The organism is Mesorhizobium sp. L2C084A000, from assembly GCF_000502875.1.
In the GTDB taxonomy this organism is placed as follows: Bacteria; Pseudomonadota; Alphaproteobacteria; order Rhizobiales; family Rhizobiaceae; genus Mesorhizobium.
Window position 1 is genome coordinate 75,031 of record NZ_AYWX01000010.1, and the last position, 16,930, is coordinate 91,960.

General features: G+C 62.7%; 14 protein-coding genes. 9 read left to right on the forward strand and 5 right to left on the reverse strand.

Translation table 11 applies throughout. The features are described from left to right. Positions 1-5: 5 nt before the first annotated feature. From ugpC to mgrA, 4 genes are all read left to right on the forward strand, one after another. On the forward strand, positions 6-1,103 hold the full coding sequence (gene ugpC, locus X735_RS145055; RefSeq protein WP_023812494.1) for a sn-glycerol-3-phosphate ABC transporter ATP-binding protein UgpC: 1,098 nt from the start codon (positions 6-8) through the stop codon (positions 1,101-1,103). A gap of 53 nt (positions 1,104-1,156) precedes the next feature. Then, the gene (locus tag X735_RS145050) at positions 1,157-1,903 is read left to right on the forward strand and encodes a sugar phosphate isomerase/epimerase (RefSeq protein ID WP_023812495.1); all 747 of its coding nucleotides are present in this window, start codon (positions 1,157-1,159) and stop codon (positions 1,901-1,903) included. An 11-nt stretch (positions 1,904-1,914) separates the two neighbouring features. Further along, entirely contained in the window at positions 1,915-3,057 is a 1,143-nt protein-coding gene (locus X735_RS145045) for a Gfo/Idh/MocA family oxidoreductase (protein ID WP_023812496.1), read from the forward strand. Positions 3,058-3,177: 120 nt separating this feature from the next. Then, the gene (gene mgrA, locus X735_RS145040; protein ID WP_023812497.1) at positions 3,178-4,224 is read left to right on the forward strand and encodes an L-glyceraldehyde 3-phosphate reductase; all 1,047 of its coding nucleotides are present in this window, start codon (positions 3,178-3,180) and stop codon (positions 4,222-4,224) included. A 72-nt stretch (positions 4,225-4,296) separates the two neighbouring features. Here the strand turns inward: mgrA and X735_RS145035 are convergent, their stop codons facing one another. After that, a complete protein-coding gene (locus X735_RS145035; RefSeq protein ID WP_023812498.1) occupies positions 4,297-5,394 on the reverse strand; it encodes a trypsin-like serine protease in 1,098 nt (365 codons plus the stop codon). A gap of 397 nt (positions 5,395-5,791) precedes the next feature. Between X735_RS145035 and X735_RS145030 the strand changes: the two genes are divergently transcribed. Then, a complete protein-coding gene (locus X735_RS145030) occupies positions 5,792-6,886 on the forward strand; it encodes a serine protease (protein WP_023812499.1) in 1,095 nt (364 codons plus the stop codon). A 60-nt stretch (positions 6,887-6,946) separates the two neighbouring features. Here X735_RS145030 and X735_RS145025 read toward each other — a convergent pair whose 3' ends face one another. The 3 genes from X735_RS145025 to X735_RS145015 all read right to left on the reverse strand — a co-directional run bounded on the left by X735_RS145025 (position 6,947) and on the right by X735_RS145015 (position 10,337). After that, positions 6,947-7,654: a hypothetical protein gene (locus tag X735_RS145025; RefSeq protein WP_023812500.1), complete on the reverse strand. Its 708-nt coding sequence runs from the start codon at positions 7,652-7,654 to the stop codon at positions 6,947-6,949. Then, positions 7,651-8,031 carry a hypothetical protein gene (locus X735_RS145020; RefSeq protein ID WP_031213534.1) on the reverse strand — a complete coding sequence of 127 codons (381 nt, stop codon included), beginning with the start codon at positions 8,029-8,031 and terminating at the stop codon, positions 7,651-7,653. Before X735_RS145020 ends, X735_RS145025 begins: the two co-directional genes overlap by 4 nt. Before the next feature lie 110 nt (positions 8,032-8,141). Then, positions 8,142-10,337, reverse strand: a complete 2,196-nt coding sequence (locus X735_RS145015) for a caspase family protein (RefSeq protein ID WP_023812502.1) — start codon at positions 10,335-10,337, stop codon at positions 8,142-8,144. Between the two features lie 245 nt (positions 10,338-10,582). Here X735_RS145015 and X735_RS145010 point away from each other — a divergent pair, with 245 nt between their 5' ends. Further along, on the forward strand, positions 10,583-10,987 hold the full coding sequence (locus X735_RS145010) for a Fur family transcriptional regulator (protein ID WP_013529546.1): 405 nt from the start codon (positions 10,583-10,585) through the stop codon (positions 10,985-10,987). An 82-nt stretch (positions 10,988-11,069) separates the two neighbouring features. Here X735_RS145010 and polA read toward each other — a convergent pair whose 3' ends face one another. Beyond that, entirely contained in the window at positions 11,070-14,021 is a 2,952-nt protein-coding gene (polA, locus tag X735_RS145005; RefSeq protein WP_023812503.1) for a DNA polymerase I, read from the reverse strand. A 415-nt stretch (positions 14,022-14,436) separates the two neighbouring features. Between polA and X735_RS145000 the strand changes: the two genes are divergently transcribed. The 3 genes from X735_RS145000 (at position 14,437) to X735_RS144990 (ending at position 16,871) form a co-directional block, all read left to right on the forward strand. After that, entirely contained in the window at positions 14,437-15,822 is a 1,386-nt protein-coding gene (locus tag X735_RS145000; RefSeq protein WP_023812504.1) for a M20/M25/M40 family metallo-hydrolase, read from the forward strand. A 124-nt stretch (positions 15,823-15,946) separates the two neighbouring features. Further along, positions 15,947-16,567: a ribonuclease D gene (locus X735_RS144995; RefSeq protein WP_031213535.1), complete on the forward strand. Its 621-nt coding sequence runs from the start codon at positions 15,947-15,949 to the stop codon at positions 16,565-16,567. 100 nt (positions 16,568-16,667) lie between these two features. After that, entirely contained in the window at positions 16,668-16,871 is a 204-nt protein-coding gene (locus X735_RS144990; protein WP_023812506.1) for a hypothetical protein, read from the forward strand. Positions 16,872-16,930: the final 59 nt, after the last annotated feature.

Sequence of the window (16,930 nt, forward strand, 5' to 3'; positions counted from 1 at the left end):
TGGCGATGACGGCAGCCAACGATACCAGCGTTTCGATCCAGGACCTGTCGCTGAATTTCGGCGCGGTGACCGTCCTGGAGACGCTCAATCTCGATGTCGCCGATGGCGAGTTCATCGTGCTGCTCGGGCCGTCCGGCTGCGGCAAGTCGACCTTGCTCAACTGCATTGCCGGCCTGCTCGATGTCTCCGAAGGCCGCATCTTCATCAAGGGCAAGAACGTCACCTGGGAAGAGCCCAAGGACCGCGGCATCGGCATGGTGTTCCAGTCCTATGCGCTCTATCCGCAAATGACGGTGGAGAAGAACCTGTCCTTCGGGCTGCGTGTCGCCGGCACGCCAAGAGAAGAGATCGCCAAGCGGATCGCGCGGGCGGCTGAAATCCTGCAGATCGAGCCGCTGCTGCAGCGTAAGCCGGCCGCACTTTCCGGCGGCCAGCGCCAGCGCGTCGCCATCGGACGGGCGCTGGTGCGCGATGTCGACGTGTTCCTGTTCGACGAGCCGCTGTCCAATCTCGATGCCAAGCTGCGCGCCGAACTGCGCGTCGAGATCAAGCTGCTGCATCGCAAGCTGCAGAACACCATGATCTACGTCACCCACGACCAGATCGAGGCGATGACGCTGGCCGACCGTATCGCGGTGATGAAGGGCGGCGTCATCCAGCAGCTCGATGCGCCGCAGACCATCTACAACCGTCCGGTCAACCGCTTCGTCGCCGGCTTCCTCGGCTCGCCCGCAATGAACTTCGTCGATGGCCGTCTGGAAGACGCGGACGGCGGCTGGCGGTTCGCGGCCGAGGATATCAAGATCCCGCTCGGCACTTACGACTTTGCCAAGCCTCCGGCTCCAGGCCCCGTCACATTCGGTATCAGGCCCGAGCATGTCAGCCTGAACAGTGGCACCGGCTGGCCGTTCTCGATAGCCGCCAATGTCGAGGTGGTCGAGCCCATGGGCTCCGACACGCTGGTCTGGCTGAAGCTTGCCCAGCAGAATTTCAGCGTCCGGGTGACCTCGGAACGCACGCCCAAGAACGACGAGGCGGTGACGCTTGGCTTCGATCCGATGCGCGCCTCGCTTTTCGACACGGCAACCGGCACACGCATCTAGCTTCCGAGAACCAACCTTCCAACGACAATCCCCAAGCGAAACGGACAGAGACGATGAATTGGTCATTCCAACTTTACAGCGCCCGCAATTTCCAACCCTGGGACGGTGTGCTCGCCACGCTCGGCAAGCTCGGCTACGCTCAGGTCGAAGGTTTTGGCGGCGTCTATGATGATCCCGAGGCATTCCGTGCCGAGCTCGACAAGAACGGGCTTGCCATGCCGACTGGGCATTTCTCGATCGACGCTCTCGAGAACGATTTCGACGGCGTGCGCAGAACCGCCGACGCACTCGGTATCACGCTGCTCATCTGCCCTTTCCTGATGCCCGACCAGCGGCCATCCGACGCCGCCGGCTGGAGCGGCTTTGGTGAGCGTCTGGCAAAGGTCGGCGACGCCGCGAAAAAGGCCGGCTACGGCTTTGCCTGGCACAACCATGATTTCGAGTTCAAGAAACTTGCCGACGGATCGGTGCCGCAGGACCACATCCTGTCATCCGCGCCCGATGTCAGCTGGGAGATGGACGTGGCCTGGGTGGTGCGCGGCGGCGATGATCCGTTGCCGTGGATCGAGAAACACGGCAAGCGCATCAGTGCCGTCCACGTCAAGGACATGGCCAAGCCGGGCGAGGGGCTGGATGAGGATGGCTGGTCGGATGTCGGCCATGGCACCATCGACTGGGCCGGTCTGATCAAGGTGCTGCGTGCCAAGAGTGCTGCCCAATACTACGTCATGGAACAGGACAACCCCAACGACATCGAGCGTTTCGCCCGCCGCTCCATCGCAGCCGCCGAAACCTATTAGGAGCAATCAGCATGGCAAAGAAACTTGGCATCGGCGTCATCGGCTGCGGCAACATCTCGAAAGCGTATTTTTCGCTGGCGCCGCTGTTTCGCGGCATCGAGATGCGTGCCTGCGCCGACATCAACATGGAGGCGGCCAGGGCTCGGGCGAAGGAGTTCAAGCTGCGCGCCGAGACCGTCGAAGACCTGCTCAGGGCCGACGACATCGACATCATCGTCAACCTGACCATCCCGGCGGTGCATTATGAGGTGTCGAAGCAGATACTCGACGCCGGCAAGCACGTTTATTCGGAAAAACCGTTCGTGCTGTCGGTCAAGGAAGGGCTCGACCTTAAGAAGCGGGCGCAGAAAAAGGGTCTTCGGATCGGCTCGGCGCCAGACACTTTCCTCGGCGGCGCGCACCAGCTGGTGCGCAACCTGATCGACACCGGCAAGCTTGGCAAGGTCACGAGTGGTACCTGTCATGTCATGGGCCACGGCATGGAGCATTGGCACCCCAATCCGGATTTCTTCTTCCAGCCGGGCGCCGGTCCCGTGCTCGATATCGGACCGTATTACATCACCAATCTGATCCAGCTGATCGGGCCGGTGAAGCAGGTCGCGGCCTTCGCGACGACGCCGGCCAAGGAGCGGACGATCAGTTCAAAGCCGCGCGCGGGTGAAAAGATACCGGTCAACACGCCGACGACCATCCATGGGCTGCTGGAGTTCGAGAACGGCGCCGTTATCACGCTCAACACCAGCTGGGACGTCTGGGCTCACGGCCACGCGCCGATGGAACTCTATGGCGAGACAGGCACGGTGTTCGTGCCGGATCCGAATTTCTTCGGCGGTGACGTTCGCTTCACCGACGCGGCCAAGCCGGTCAAGAAGCTGCCGAACTGGCCGCATCCGTTCGGCGTGCCCAACGAGATGCATTCGCAAGGCATGATGGCCAACTACCGCACATCAGGCCTCGCCGATATGGCGGTGGCAATCGCGGAAGGCCGGCCGCACCGCTGTTCGATGGAGCTGGCGCTGCACGCCGTCGACGTGATGACCGGGCTGTTGCGTTCCGGCGAAACCGGCAAGTTCGTCGCCATGCAGACCACCTGCGAACGGCCGGCGGCACTTGGCGTCAAGGAAGCCAAGGCGCTTTTGGCGAAGAAGAAATAGGCAGCACACCTCAACCCTCTCTCCGTTTCGACGGAGAGAGGGTAAGGGTGAGGGGCAGAGCCAACTCGCCGCGTTGTCGCGATGCAGCCGACCGGCTCGTTTCCATTTGAGGATTTTCCGATGCCCTACACGCCTGCCGAAAACCGCTATGAAAAGATGATCTACAACCGCTGTGGCCGCTCCGGCCTGAAGCTGCCGGCAATCTCGCTGGGGTTGTGGCATAATTTCGGCAACGACACGCCGCACAAGACCAAGCAGGCGATCGCGCGCAAGGCCTTCGACCTCGGCATCACGCATTTCGACCTCGCCAACAATTACGGTCCGCCGCCCGGTTCTGCCGAGACCGCTTTCGGCGAAATCCTGCGCACCGACTTCGCCGCCTACCGCGACGAACTGATCATCTCGACGAAGGCCGGCTACGAAATGTGGGCCGGCCCCTACGGCGAATGGGGCGGGCGCAAATACATTCTGGCCAGCCTCGACCAGAGCCTGAAGCGCATGGGGCTCGACTATGTCGATATCTTCTATTCGCACCGTTTCGACCCCGACACGCCGCTGGAAGAAACGATGGGTGCGCTCGACCATGCGGTGCGCTCGGGCAAGGCGCTCTATGCCGGCATCTCGTCCTACAATTCGCAGCGCACGCGCGAGGCCGCCGATATATTGAAGCAGCTTGGCACGCCTTGCGTCATCCACCAGCCGAGCTATTCGATGCTGAACCGCTGGGTGGAGGAAGACGGCCTGCTCGACACGCTCGAAGGGCTCGGCGTCGGCTCCATCGTGTTCTCGCCGCTGGCGCAAGGCATGCTGACCAACAAGTATCTCGGCGGCATTCCGGACGGCAGCCGTGCTTCCCAGGGCAAGTCGCTGAAGACAGCCTTCATCAACGACAAGACCATCGCCAACATCAAGGCGCTCGACGCCATCGCCAGCAAGCGTGGGCAGACGCTGGCGCAGATGGCGCTGGCCTGGGTGCTGCGCAAGGGCAGGGTGACCTCGGCGCTGATCGGCGCCAGCCGGCCGGAGCAGGTCGAGGACTGCGTCGGCGCGCTCAAGGTGCTCGACTTCAGCGATGCCGAACTCGCCGAGATCGATACCTACGCCCGGGAGTCCGATATCAATCTGTGGGCAGCTTCGGCCGAGCGCAAAGGCCCGCCGCGAAAATAAACCACTCAAGCCGGCAAAATAAGAGCGGCGGGCACTCCCGCCGTTTTTCATGGGAAGCCAAATGGCCGCGGTTCAGGGCGTTTTCGGTTTCTGCGCCGTGCCGAGTCCCGCCTTGGGTTTGGCAGGCGCCGGAGCAGAGCTTTTCATCTTCGCCTCGATCCAGCCGGTGTAGTTGGCCAGCCGCGTGTAGATGCCGTAGGCGTCCTTGTGGCCGCAGGCCGCACTGCCGTCAGCCGGGCCTTCGCCCCAGCTGACGACGCCGATTTGGACCGGGCCTTCGGCACCGGTCATGAACAGCGGGCCGCCACTGTCGCCGTTGCAGGCATCGCGCACGCCGCTGGTGGTGCCGGCGCAGATCATGTTGCCGGTCAGCGGGTCGGTCATGTCGGCGGCGATCGCATTGGCGGCCGCGTCGATGCCTTTTTCCGAATAGCGCATACGGCGCGACAGATCGCCAAGTGCTGCCTTCAGATCACGCGCATAGATGGCCTTGATGCCGCTGTTGCAGGCCTGGTTCGGCTGCAGGTCGAGATCGGCGACCATCAGCGTGGTCGGAAAGGTGCCGTCCTGCATCTTGCCCCAGCCGGTGACGGTCGTCTTGCCGGTGTCGGGCGTTGCCTCATGGGCGACCTTGATGGTCGGCGCGTCGGCCGGTTCGGCAAGCCGAAGCAGCCCGAGGTCGTTGTCGAGGGTCTGCTCGCTGTAGCCTTCGTTGACGATGACCTCCACCACCTTGTGGCGCTTGCCTTCGCTGAGATCGGTTGCACCGGTCAGCACGGTGACGCTCTCGGGCGAAACCGGCTGGCCCTTGTCGTTGAGGCAGTGTGCTGCCGTCAGCACCCATTGCGGCGCGATCAGGCTGCCGCCGCAGAATTGGGCGTTGGCCTGCGATGCCGGATTCTCGTCCAGCCTGTCGGTGGTGAGCAGCGCGACCTGGAACGGGTAGACTCCCTTTTCGGCCTGGTTGCCGCCATAGACGCGGTCGGCCGCGTCGGGGTTCTCCGCCGCTGCAATCGCCCTGGCTTCCGTCACGCGCTTCATTGGCGAGACCGCTGCCTCCGGTCGGGCGACCGCTTCGTCGGCCTGGGTGAAATTGGCTGCCGCAAGGACGGCCGCGATGCCGAGCAGCGATGCGGCGGCGATCGGCCTGAACCGATGGATGATGTTCACCTGAAGCCCTCCTGAGACATGTACCCGAGCGGACCAGCCCCGGCACATGATCAACGAAACAAGCCTCAGCCTGGGGATCAGACCGCGCAGCACAGTTGTTGCGGCACGGCAGGAACACCAAGTCGGGCACCGCTTCGCGGATCGCGTTCCTGTGCAGACCTCGCTCAAAATCCTATAGCCCCCCACGGGCTATGTGGAAGCGATTTGTCATTCCAATGTTGTATTAATTTAGGCAATATATCCGCGCGAGTGCCTCTGGCGGGACCTCGACAGACTGTAGGGGTAATGATCAGGTCAGGCACCGGTAATCAAAAACTCCTTTTTTGGCCTCACCACGATCTCGACAATATTTCTGTATCTTGATCCAGTCCTTGCTGACTTTTGGGAGAGTCTCACCATGACAAAACTGACAAACGCACTTGTTGCGTCCACATTGCTTTCCACCGCAATGTGGGCGGTTCCAGCTTTCGCCGCCGATCCTGGCTCCGCCAGTGCCGGCAATGGCGAAAGCGCGCGCGACGCGACTTCAGGCGACTACAAGCCCGGGCGGGCAAAGCCAATCGCGCCACCGAAGCTGACCGACGAAGACAGCCGCGCCGCGCCGCTTGCCGACGAGGCAACGGCTGTCAAATCCTACGGCATCGTCGGACGGTCCGCCGATGGCAAGGAGATCAAGATCGAGCCGAGCGAAGCGCTGCGGGAGCTTATCATCAAGGAACTGAACGCTCCGGCCACTGGAAAAGACGGGGCTGAGCGCAAGACCGAGGATCCGGACCTCGGCGAAGGCGAAGCCGGCCGCCAGGTTTTCGGCACCGACGATCGCGAGCAGGTCAAGAACACCAAGACCTATCCGTTCTCGGCAATAGGCTATCTCGAAGCCAAATCGCCGAAGACGGGCAGCTTCGGCAGCTGTTCGGCAACGCTGATCGGTCCGCGAACCGTACTCACCGCCGCGCACTGCCTCTACAGTCATGAGGACAAGGATTGGCTCTCCGACTACCTGTTCGTGCCGGGCCTTAACGGCAGCACGGCCGACGACGCACCGTTCGGCGCCTTCGCCTTCGAAAGCGCCTATGTGCTGCAAGGCTTCATCGACAACTACCAGGGCTATTACGGGTGGGTCCTGCTGTGGGATCTCGGCATCGTCACGCTGAAGCAGGATGTCGGCACCAATCTCGGCTGGCTGGGCTATGCCAACTATGAGGATCTCGGCGATTTCACCGCCAATCTCGTCGGCTATCCCGGCGACAAGCCGATGGGCACGATGTGGAAGGCAAACTGCGAAGTGCACGCCGAAAACATCGCGCCGGAATATTTCCAGTATGACTGCGATACGTTCCCAGGGTCGAGCGGGAGCTCGGTCTATGCTTACGACAACAAGGCCAAGCAGCGCATCGTCACCGGTGTCAACGTGGCGGAAAGCCCCGACGCGAACACCGCCGTGCGCCTGAACGCTGCCAACGTCCAGTGGATCAACAGCCTGTATAAGTAATCGCTGCGCATTCGCGATGGAGACAAAGGCGGCGGCGCAATCCCGCCGCCTTTTTCGCCGCTATTTGGCTGCGGATGCAGGCGGGCCGTTGCGCACATAGTTCTCGATTGCCGAAGCGAAAGTGGGAGAACCCGCCTTGCGCTGCTTGTCTATGTAGCCGGCAAAATAGCTCCAGAAAGAGACGGCATAGTCACGGAAATAAGCATCGGTCACTTTGCGCGAACACAAATCGCCGTCGATGCAGAAGGACAGCCGGTTGAGGAAATAGACGATGCGATCGAAATTCTCGCTGAAATCGGCGAGCGGCATGTCGCCGCCGGAGGCAGTCATCGCCTCGATGCCGATGCGTTGCCGGAACACCTGCTCCTCGGTCGGCGATGGGTTGGCGCTGAGCAGATTGTCATATTTGGCGTTGAGCGCCGTCAGACGATCTTTCAGCGCACGCTGCGCCTGCTGGTAGTCCTTGTTTTCCCAGAGCTCGACAAGCGACATGGTCTGCTCGACGCGCTTCTGCTCCTGGTTGGCCAGGAACTGGTAGACCGAGAACATCAGGGTGAAGATGATGGCGAGGCGCACGGCCATGCCCGACCAGGCATAAACCAGCATGCGCCAGTCGCGGTCGGTGAACGGGTTGCCCTCCTTCTTGATCTCGTGGCTGCTCGGCCACGGAAAGCCTTCCGTGGTTTCCGGCAAGGTCTGTTTCGCCGTTGGCGCCTTTGCAGGCGCGGCAGCCGCTGTTTGCCTGGTGTTGCCCGCCGGCTTCTTCATCCGCAGGTGTCCAGTTCGATGGTGGCGGAGGGATCCAATACGATGCCTGGCGCCTCCAGCTTCTTTTTCAGGCATTCCAGCTGCAGGCGCGAAATCATGAACTGGACATCAGGGTCCGCCGCACCCTTGTTCGGTGACGGCAAGGCTTCGACGACGCCGCGCGAGGCGCAGTTGCTGAGATCGACGACAACCGCGTCGCTGCCGCTTTTGGCGAACTGGTCGTACTGATCGAGAAAACACGTCGCCAGTTCCGAGTTGGTGACGATCTGCTTGACGCACAGGCCGCAGGCATCGTCCGCCGAAGCGTTGGCGATCAGCAGCAGGCCGCCGGCAAGGCCGGCTACCGTTCCACGCCAGGAAAACACAGAATTCTTCACAATCGATCCTATCCGTTTCATCCGGCCGTCATGCGTCAGCGGCCGGGAATGTTCTCATATCGCGCCGATCGCGCAAGAGCCGCCGCAGAGCCCTGCGCGCCGGCATCCGCTCAGGCGCGCGGCACCGTCTCCATCGGGAAGATCATCACCGCGCCCTTCGGGCCGCTCTTGTCGGCAAGCCGCATCACCGAGCGGGTTGCCGGCGCCATGCCGAGATCGGTCAGCATGTCGGAGAAGCCGGCAGAGTCCATTCCGCGTGTCGCCGAGGCGACGCCGTCCTGTGCCAGGAAGCTCAGATCCTGCTTCTCGCTCTCCGGCGGCGCCTCGGTCAAAACCGCGATCATCCGCTCCATGCCGAAACTGGTGTCGGTGAAAGCCAGCAGCCCCTCTTCGAGCATGGCTTGCGGGGCGAGGCGTTCGGCAACGATATGGGTGATCGAATAATCGCTGCCGACATAGAGCACATTGATGTCGACCAGCAGATCCGAACCGTTCTTGGCCAGCACATGCACTTCGTCGCCCGGCGAGACGCGCGGCACCACCGAGGCCTGCAGCGGTTCGAGGCCATTCTTGTCGCGGCGTTTGACCTGGAACTGGACGTCGACCTCGGGCTTGTAGTCTGAGGCCGCCGCCAGCCGCGAAAGCCCGGTGGCACGGAAGATGGTGCGCAGGTTCCTGGTCGTTGCATCGGCCAGTTTCTGGCGGTCGTGAATGATGATCAGCGGCGGTTTGCCGCCCTCCTTCAAGGTCACGTCGCCCGACGCCGGCAGGAACCACAGCGCCGGCTTAGCGGTCGCATCCTTGGCGGCGCCGGGAACGGCATTCTCGCGCATCACCGCGAGGCGGAGGTCGGCGCTCTTGCCGGGCTCGACCAGCTCGATGTTGAAGCCGGTCTCCCTGGCTATGGCCAGTTCGTCGAGAACCGCATTGACCAGAGCGGTTTCCTTCTCAAGTCCCTTGGCCGCGGCCGGCCGCGCCAAGACGAGCTTGTAGTCGACGGCGATCTCCGCCACCCGCGCATAGGAATTGGCGGGAATGTCGACGACTTTGAGCGCCGGCTTCTTGTCGAACTCGACCGGCTTGACGCGGCTTTCCAGGTTTTTTGCCGACTGCACTTCCAAAAATCCGACAGCGTCGGACAGCGGCGATAGCGCCGACGGCAGGATGGCGAGCTTGCTGCCGGGGGTGAGGCGGTGCAGCAGGCCGGCGCCGATCGTCGCTTCGCCGTCCTTGATGACGACAGGCCACTGCATGACCGCGTCGGTCTTGTCGGTGCCGAACACCCGCGCATCCAGTTCGCCCTCGAACAGCGGTGTCGGCCGGGTGCGGCTGTCGGCCGAATATTGCTGCAGCACGGCCTGGCCGAGCTGGCGATAGGTGACGTTGGGATTCTCGGCCAGTTTCGACAGGATGGTGAAGGTGAACAGGCCGAACCGCGGCGCATCCGCGATGCCCTTAGGCAGCGGCATTTCCGGTGTCGTCTCCACCGTCTGCGCGGCATAGAAGGCGACCAGTTTGCCCTTGGTGATCGGTTCGCCACCGGTCGGCGTCAGGGTGAAGGCGGGCTTGCGCGTGCCATTGTCGTCGACGCCGCGCGAGCCGGCGACCGAAATCACCTCGTCATAGGCCTTGATCGCGGCAGCCCGCTCGGCCTCGTTGCCGCCGACCAGGTCGGCGAACTCGACCTTGCGCTCCAACTCGTCATCGACCTCGACGGCGCGTGTCGCGGTGCCGGAATGGCAGCAGTCGAACACGACCCAGACGAAAGCGCCCTTGTCGCGAATGGCGTCGAGTGCCGCGCCGATCTCGTTGTCGATCAGCGCATTGGGCACGCCGGCATCGCGGTTGATCCATTTGCCGATATCGACGGGCAGGAAGATCTCGTCGAGCCCGTCGGTTTCGTCGCCCTTGACCATCTGCGGCTGCTGGGCGCCGTGACCGGACAGATGCAGATAGACGAAATCGTCGCGCTGAACCTTGGCGGCAAGGTCGGCCAATGCGGCCTTGATGGCCGCATGGGTCGGCAGGCCACTGGCGCCGGGGACATCCTTGGCGAGCAGCGTGACGTTCTCCGGCGCGAACCGCACCGGGTCGGGCACATTCTTCAGGAGATAGTCGCGGACGAGGGCTGCGTCGTTCTTCGGCCCGACCAGCCAATTCCTCTGCGGAAGGTTGGGATATTCGGTGCAGGCGACCAGCAGCGCATGATAGGTGCGCGATGCGGCCATGGTCCGGAACGACACCATGCCGGCCATGGTCAAAGCGGACGTGCCGACCAGCAGCGTCCGCCGCGTCAATTTGATCATGATTGCTTCCCCAAGCCCGACCGAAATTCCAAGCGCGGCAATCCTCGCTGAAGATATTGTCAGTATTTTGAACGTTACATCGCAGAGCAACCTGCCTGTTGCCCCGCTCCGATCGATGTTCTCGACCGCCTTGCGGGCAGAATGCTGGAAACAGTAGCAAAAATGCCTGTTCGTCGCTATCTGGATGGGTACATGGATAGTTTGTGCGCGGCGCAAGCGACGGAAGGCGAGTTGGAAACAGGATCATGGCGGCAAGGGATGTGCTGACGAAGAACCAGCTGTGCGTGCTCGAGAAACTCGAGACCGCCAGCGGACCGCTCAGTGCCTATACCTTGCTCGACCAACTGCGCGAGCGCGGTTTTCGCGCGCCTCTGCAGGTCTATCGAGCGCTCGACACGCTGGTGAAGTCAGGTTTCGTGCACCGGCTCGAAAGCATCAATTCTTTCGTCGCCTGCGCCGAGCCGCACGACCACAGCCATTCGATGACCGCCTTCGCGATATGCGACACATGTGGGCAGGTGACCGAAATGTCCGACCACGATGTCGGCCACAGCTTGGACGAATGGGTGCGCTCGACAGGCTTCGCCGCCAAGAAGGCGGTGATCGAGTTTCGCGGGACGTGTGCCAAGTGCCTGGCCGAAGCGGCTTGAGGCCCATCGCTTCGTCATCCTAGGGTCTACGCCGCGTCGCTTCGCTCCTTGCTTCGCCCTAGGATGACGAAGAGGCGGAGCGTCAATGCGCCTCGTCCCAGTTGTTGGCGGCGCGCGCATCGACATGCAGCGGCACCGACATCGATACCGCTGGCATCGCCGCGTTTTCCATGACGTGACGCACGACCGGGATCGTCGCCTCGACTTCCGCCTCGACGGTCTCGAAAATCAGTTCGTCATGCACCTGCAGCAGCATGCGTGCGGAAAGCCCTGCTTTTTCCAGCGCCTCCTCCATGCGGATCATGGCACGGCGGATGATATCGGCGGCGGTGCCTTGCAGGCGGGCGTTGATCGAGGCGCGTTCGTTGAAGGCGCGAAGCGAGGGGTTGGACGATCTTATGTCGGGGTAATGGATGCGACGGCCGAAGATCGTTTCGACAAAGCCATGCTCGCGGGCATAGGCCTTGGTCTCCTCGATGTAATCGCGGATGCCGGGGAAGCGCTCGAAATATTTCTTGATGTAGTTGCCGGCCTCCTCGCGCGGGATCGACAGCTGGTTGGCGAGACCAAAGGCCGAAATGCCGTAGATGATGCCGAAATTGATCGCCTTGGCGCGGCGACGGACTTCCGAAGGCATGCCCTCGACCGGCACGTTGAACATCTCAGACGCGGTGATGGCGTGGATATCGGCGCCGTCGGCGAAAGCCTGCCGCAATTGCGGGATCTCGGCGACATGGGCGAGCACCCGCAGTTCGATCTGGCTGTAGTCGGCCGAGACCAGCCGATGGCTCTTGTCGGTGATGAAGGCGGTCCTGATCTTGCGGCCTTCGGCGGTGCGCACCGGGATGTTCTGCAGGTTCGGATCGGAGGACGACAGGCGTCCCGTCGTCGTCGCGGCCAGCGCGTAGGAGGTGTGAACGCGCTTGGTGTCGGGGTGGATGAAGCCCGGCAGCGCATCGGTATAGGTCGATTTCAGCTTGGTCAGCTGGCGCCAGTCGACGATCTTGCGCGGCAGTTCGTGACCTTCGGCGGCGAGATCTTCGAGAAGCTGCGCCGAGGTCGACCACTGGCCGGTCTTGGTCTTGGAACCGCCGGGCAGGCCCATGCGTCCGAACAGGATGTCGCCAAGCTGTTTTGGCGAGCCGATGTTGATGCGCTCGCCGATGAGCTGGTAGATTTCCTCTTCGAGGCGAGCGGCGCCCTGGGCCAGTTCGCCCGAGAGCCGCGACAGGATCTGCCGGTCGACCGAGATGCCGCGCTGTTCCATGCGCGCCAGCACCGGCACCAGCGGCCGCTCCAGCCGCTCATAGACCGACACTAGGCCTTTGGCGGCAAGCCGCGGTTTCAGCACCAGCCAGAGCCGCAGCGTCATATCGGCGTCTTCGGCGGCATGAGCGGTCGCCTTGTCGATGTCGACCTGATCGAAACCGACGGAGCTTTTGCCGGAGCCGGTGACGTCCTTGAGCAGGAGAGGGGTATGACCCAGCCATTTCTCGGCTAGCGAGTCCAGGCCGTGACCATGGGGCGTGCCGGCATCGAGCACGTAGGAGATCAGCATGGTGTCGTCGAACGGTGCGACATCGATGCCGTAGCGGCTCATGATGACAAGATCGTATTTCAGGTTCTGCGCGATCTTGAGAACCGATCTGTCTTCGAGCAGCGGTTTCAGCACAGCCAGCGCCTCGCGAAGCGGTATCTGGTTTTCGAGCGCGCCACCACCGAGCAGGTCGCCATTGCCGCTCATGTGGGCAAAGGGGATATAGGCGGCGCGCCCGGGCGCCGTGGCGATGGCCATGCCGATCAGTTCGGCCTGCATCGGATCAGCCGATGTTGCCCTGACATCGAAGGCGGTGATGCCGGCCTCTCGCGCCTCGGCGACCCAGGCTTTCAGGGCCGAGATATCGCGGATGCAGTGATAGGCCGAAGTGTCGATCTTGCCGGTGGCCGCGCGCTCCAGCCTTAGTGCCGCGAGCAGGGAAGGGGTATCGCCTTGTTTTGACGTCTCCGCCGTCCCGCCGGCTTCGTCCGATCCAGTGCCGGACGCGTTTCGGGCAACCGGCGGCAAACCGGCCCCAACATCCGGGCCATGGGCATGGTCGGCGCGTTCGACGGTGACCGCGACGGCCTGGACATCGCCGGCCTCGGTGCTGGTCGCCTCCGCGACACGGCGGGTCAGTGACGTGAATTCCATGGTCTTCAAGAAACCGATCAGCTTCGGGCCGTCCGGCGCGTGCAGGACGAAATCGTCCAGTCCCTCGGCGACCGGCACATCGTTCATCAGCGTCACCAGCTGACGCGAAATGCGCGCCTTGTCGGCGTTGGCGATGATCGATTCGCGCCTCTTGTCCTGCTTGATCTCGCCGGCCCGGGCCAGCAGCGTGTCGAGGTCACCGAACTGTTCGAGCAGTTGCGCCGCCGTCTTCGGCCCTATGCCGGGCACACCAGGCACATTGTCGACCGAATCGCCGGTCAGTGCCTGCAGATCGACCATCTTCTCCGGCGGCACGCCCCATTTTTCGATGACTTCCGGAATGCCGATCTGGCGGTCCTTCATCGGGTCGTACATGGCGACCGTGTCGCCGACCAGCTGCATCAGATCCTTGTCGGAGGAGATGATGGTGGTGTCGCCGCCAGCTTCGCAGGCCAGCCTCGCATAGGTGGCGATCAGATCGTCGGCCTCGTAGCCTTCGATCTCGACGCAGGGCAGGTTGAACGCCCTGGTCGCCTGGCGGATCAGGCCGAATTGCGGGATCAAATCTTCCGGCGGTGCCGAGCGGTTGGCCTTGTATTCGGGGTAGAGGTCGTTGCGGAAGGTTTTCGACGAATAGTCGAAAATGACGGCGAAATGCGTTGGCACAATGCCTACATCGGTGTTGCGGGCGTCGAGCATCAGCTTCCACAGCATGTTGCAGAAGCCGGAAACGGCGCCCACCGGCAGGCCGTCGGATTTGCGGGTCAGCGGCGGCAGCGCGTGATAGGCACGGAAGATGTAGCCGGAGCCGTCGACAAGGAAGAGATGATCGCCTTTTTTCATGTCGGCAGGGATAGCGCGGCGCGGCGGCTTGGTCCATGCCAAAGGCAGCCTCGACTATCGGTTCCGGCAACACCCTGACAGATCGCCGTCACCCCGCTCACGCCTATGTTACAAAACTGTAATTTTCGTGCCCTTGAATCGCCACGTTCAGAGACCCAAATACACGTCATCGGCAGTTTTCGCCGAGTCCGGAGCAAGGCCCGTCCCCCGCCTATCCCGGACACCTGCGGCAGCCTATCCCCCCTCTCCGGGCTGCCGCATCGTTTCGAGTAGAAGGCCGCCGTGGTTCCCCCTCCACCACGGCGGTCTTTTTTATCCCAGACAGACGTTTGCAGCCCGTGGTCCAATGATCGCGGGCTTTTCGTTTTGCTGTCCTGCCTTTACGGTTCGGGTTCTGAATCGAAAGGCTTCACATATGTCCGCAGTTTCCCCCGTCCTCGACCGTCTCGACAAGAATCACGACCAGAGCCTCGAACGCCTGTTCGGCCTGCTCAGGATCAAGTCGATCTCCACCGATCCGGCCTATGCCGCCGACTGCCGCAAGGCGGCCGAATGGCTCGTGGCGGAGCTCAAGCTGATCGGCTTCGATGCCAGTGTGCGCGACACGCCCGGACACCCGATGGTGGTCGCCCATCACGATGGCCCGGCCGGTTCGCCGCATGTGCTGTTTTACGGCCATTATGACGTGCAGCCGGTCGATCCGATCGAATTGTGGGAAAGCGACCCGTTCGCGCCTGCTGTCAAGGAGGTCGGGCCGGACCACAAGGTGATCACTGGTCGGGGATCGGCCGACGATAAGGGCCAGTTGATGACCTTCGTCGAGGCTTGCCGCGCCTGGAAACAGGTGCACGGCAATCTGCCTTGCCGCATCACCATCCTGTTCGAGGGCGAAGAGGAATCCGGCTCGCCCTCGTTGAAGCCGTTCCTCGAAGCCAATGCCGACGAACTCAAGGCCGATTTCGCGCTGGTCTGCGATACTGGCATGTGGGACCGCGACACGCCGTCGATCTGCGTCGGGCTGCGCGGGCTGGTCGGTGAGGAGATCACGGTGAAGGCGGCCGATCGCGACCTGCATTCGGGCCTCTATGGGGGTGCCGCCGCCAACCCGATCCGCATCCTGGCCAAGGTGCTGGCCGATATCCACGACAAGGACGGTCACATCACCATTCCCGGCTTCTATGACGGCGTCGAGGAAACGCCGTCGCAGATCCTGAAATCTTGGGAGACGCTGGGCGAGACCGCCGAGACGTTCCTGGGACCGGTCGGCCTGTCGATCCCGTCGGGCGAAAAGGGCCGCTCCGTGCTGGAGTTGACCTGGGCGCGGCCGACGGCCGAGTTCAACGGCATCATCGGCGGCTACACCGGCAAGGGCTTCAAAACGGTGATCGCGGCGGAAGCCTCGGCGAAGGTGTCGTTTCGCCTCGTCCACAAGCAGGATCCCAAGAAAATCCGCGCCGCGTTCCAGAAGTTCGTCAAGGAGCGGATTCCGGCCGACTGCTCGGTCGAATTCCATCCGCATGGCGGCTCGCCGGCAATCCAGCTTTCCTACGACTCGCCCTTCCTGGCCAAGGCCAAGGATGCGCTGTCCGACGAATGGCCGAAGCCGGCGGTGACGACGGGCAGCGGCGGGTCGATCCCGGTGGTCGGCGACTTCCAGACCTATCTCGGCATGGAATCGCTGCTGGTCGGGTTCGGCCTCGACGACGACCGCATCCACTCGCCCAACGAGAAATACGAGCTCAGCTCCTTCCACAAGGGCCAGCGCTCCTGGGCGCGGATTCTCGATGCGCTGACCCGCTGACGCGGCGTGAAAATCAACTTTCAGTTGATTTTTCAGCGGAACGCGGCGAGGACGGGCCACAAGACAAAGCGCTACAGCGTCCCTTGCGGGTCAAGGGACGCGCAAGGCTCGACCGGAGAAGACAATGGCCGATATCCGTTTCCACAAGCATGATCTGCCCGACCTCTCGCACTACAATGTCGGGGCAGTGGCCATCGACACCGAAACGCTGGGGCTCAATCCGCATCGCGACCGGCTGTGCGTGGTGCAGATTTCGCCTGGCGACGGCACGGCCGATGTGATCCAGATCGCGCCCGGCCAGAAGAAGGCGCCGAACCTCGTCAGCCTGCTGCGGAACCGCGGCGTAACCAAGCTGTTCCACTACGGACGCTTCGACCTTGCCGTGCTCTACAATGCGTTCGGCGTCATGCCCGAGCCGGTGTTCTGCACCAAGATCGCCTCGCGGCTGACCCGCACCTACACCGACCGCCACGGGCTGAAGGACATCTGCTTCGAGCTTCTTGGCGTCGGCCTCTCCAAGGCGCAGCAATCGTCGGACTGGGCGGCCGAGACGCTGTCGCCCGAACAGCTCGAATATGCAGCTTCCGATGTGCTCTATCTGCACCGGTTGCGCGATGTGCTTGCCGGACGGCTGGCGCGCGATGGGCGGATCAAGGAAGCCGATGCCTGCTTCCGCTTCCTGCCGACGCGTGCCAAGCTTGACCTGATGGGCTGGGACGAAGAGGATATCTTCGCCCATAGCTGACGGTCGTCAGCGCGCTCCGCGGCCGGTGAGCGTTTGGAACCGGATGCAGGCCGCCGCGTTCTGTCGGCTCAGTTTGTCGGTGCAATTGGGGGATGATGACATGGCGGACAGAAAGCCGATTGCGACCGCACCGACAGATGGCTCCAAGGTCTCCGTGACCTGGAAGGACAGCGACGGCGTCATCAACGAATCCATCGCGCAATATCGCGACGACGGCTGGTGGGTCTATATCGACAGTCACACGCGAAAGAAGGTCGAGCCGACCAGTTGGCGCCCTGCCGCAAGCGACGATGACGATCAATGATGGCGCCGCTGGTGAGGCCGGCCGCTTTCGAATAGCCTGAAGCTGTTGATATCGAGGCC

Coding starts and splice junctions, on each gene's coding strand:
- mgrA (WP_023812497.1), top strand. CDS start 3,178: ATGCCCTACACGCCTGCCGAAAACCGCTATGAAAAGATGATCTACAAC.
- X735_RS145015 (WP_023812502.1), bottom strand. CDS start 10,337: ATGATCAAATTGACGCGGCGGACGCTGCTGGTCGGCACGTCCGCTTTG.
- X735_RS145025 (WP_023812500.1), bottom strand. CDS start 7,654: ATGAAGAAGCCGGCGGGCAACACCAGGCAAACAGCGGCTGCCGCGCCT.
- X735_RS145000 (WP_023812504.1), top strand. CDS start 14,437: ATGTCCGCAGTTTCCCCCGTCCTCGACCGTCTCGACAAGAATCACGAC.
- ugpC (WP_023812494.1), top strand. CDS start 6: ATGACGGCAGCCAACGATACCAGCGTTTCGATCCAGGACCTGTCGCTG.
- X735_RS145045 (WP_023812496.1), top strand. CDS start 1,915: ATGGCAAAGAAACTTGGCATCGGCGTCATCGGCTGCGGCAACATCTCG.
- X735_RS145010 (WP_013529546.1), top strand. CDS start 10,583: ATGGCGGCAAGGGATGTGCTGACGAAGAACCAGCTGTGCGTGCTCGAG.
- polA (WP_023812503.1), bottom strand. CDS start 14,021: ATGAAAAAAGGCGATCATCTCTTCCTTGTCGACGGCTCCGGCTACATC.
- X735_RS145050 (WP_023812495.1), top strand. CDS start 1,157: ATGAATTGGTCATTCCAACTTTACAGCGCCCGCAATTTCCAACCCTGG.
- X735_RS144995 (WP_031213535.1), top strand. CDS start 15,947: ATGGCCGATATCCGTTTCCACAAGCATGATCTGCCCGACCTCTCGCAC.
- X735_RS145030 (WP_023812499.1), top strand. CDS start 5,792: ATGACAAAACTGACAAACGCACTTGTTGCGTCCACATTGCTTTCCACC.
- X735_RS144990 (WP_023812506.1), top strand. CDS start 16,668: ATGGCGGACAGAAAGCCGATTGCGACCGCACCGACAGATGGCTCCAAG.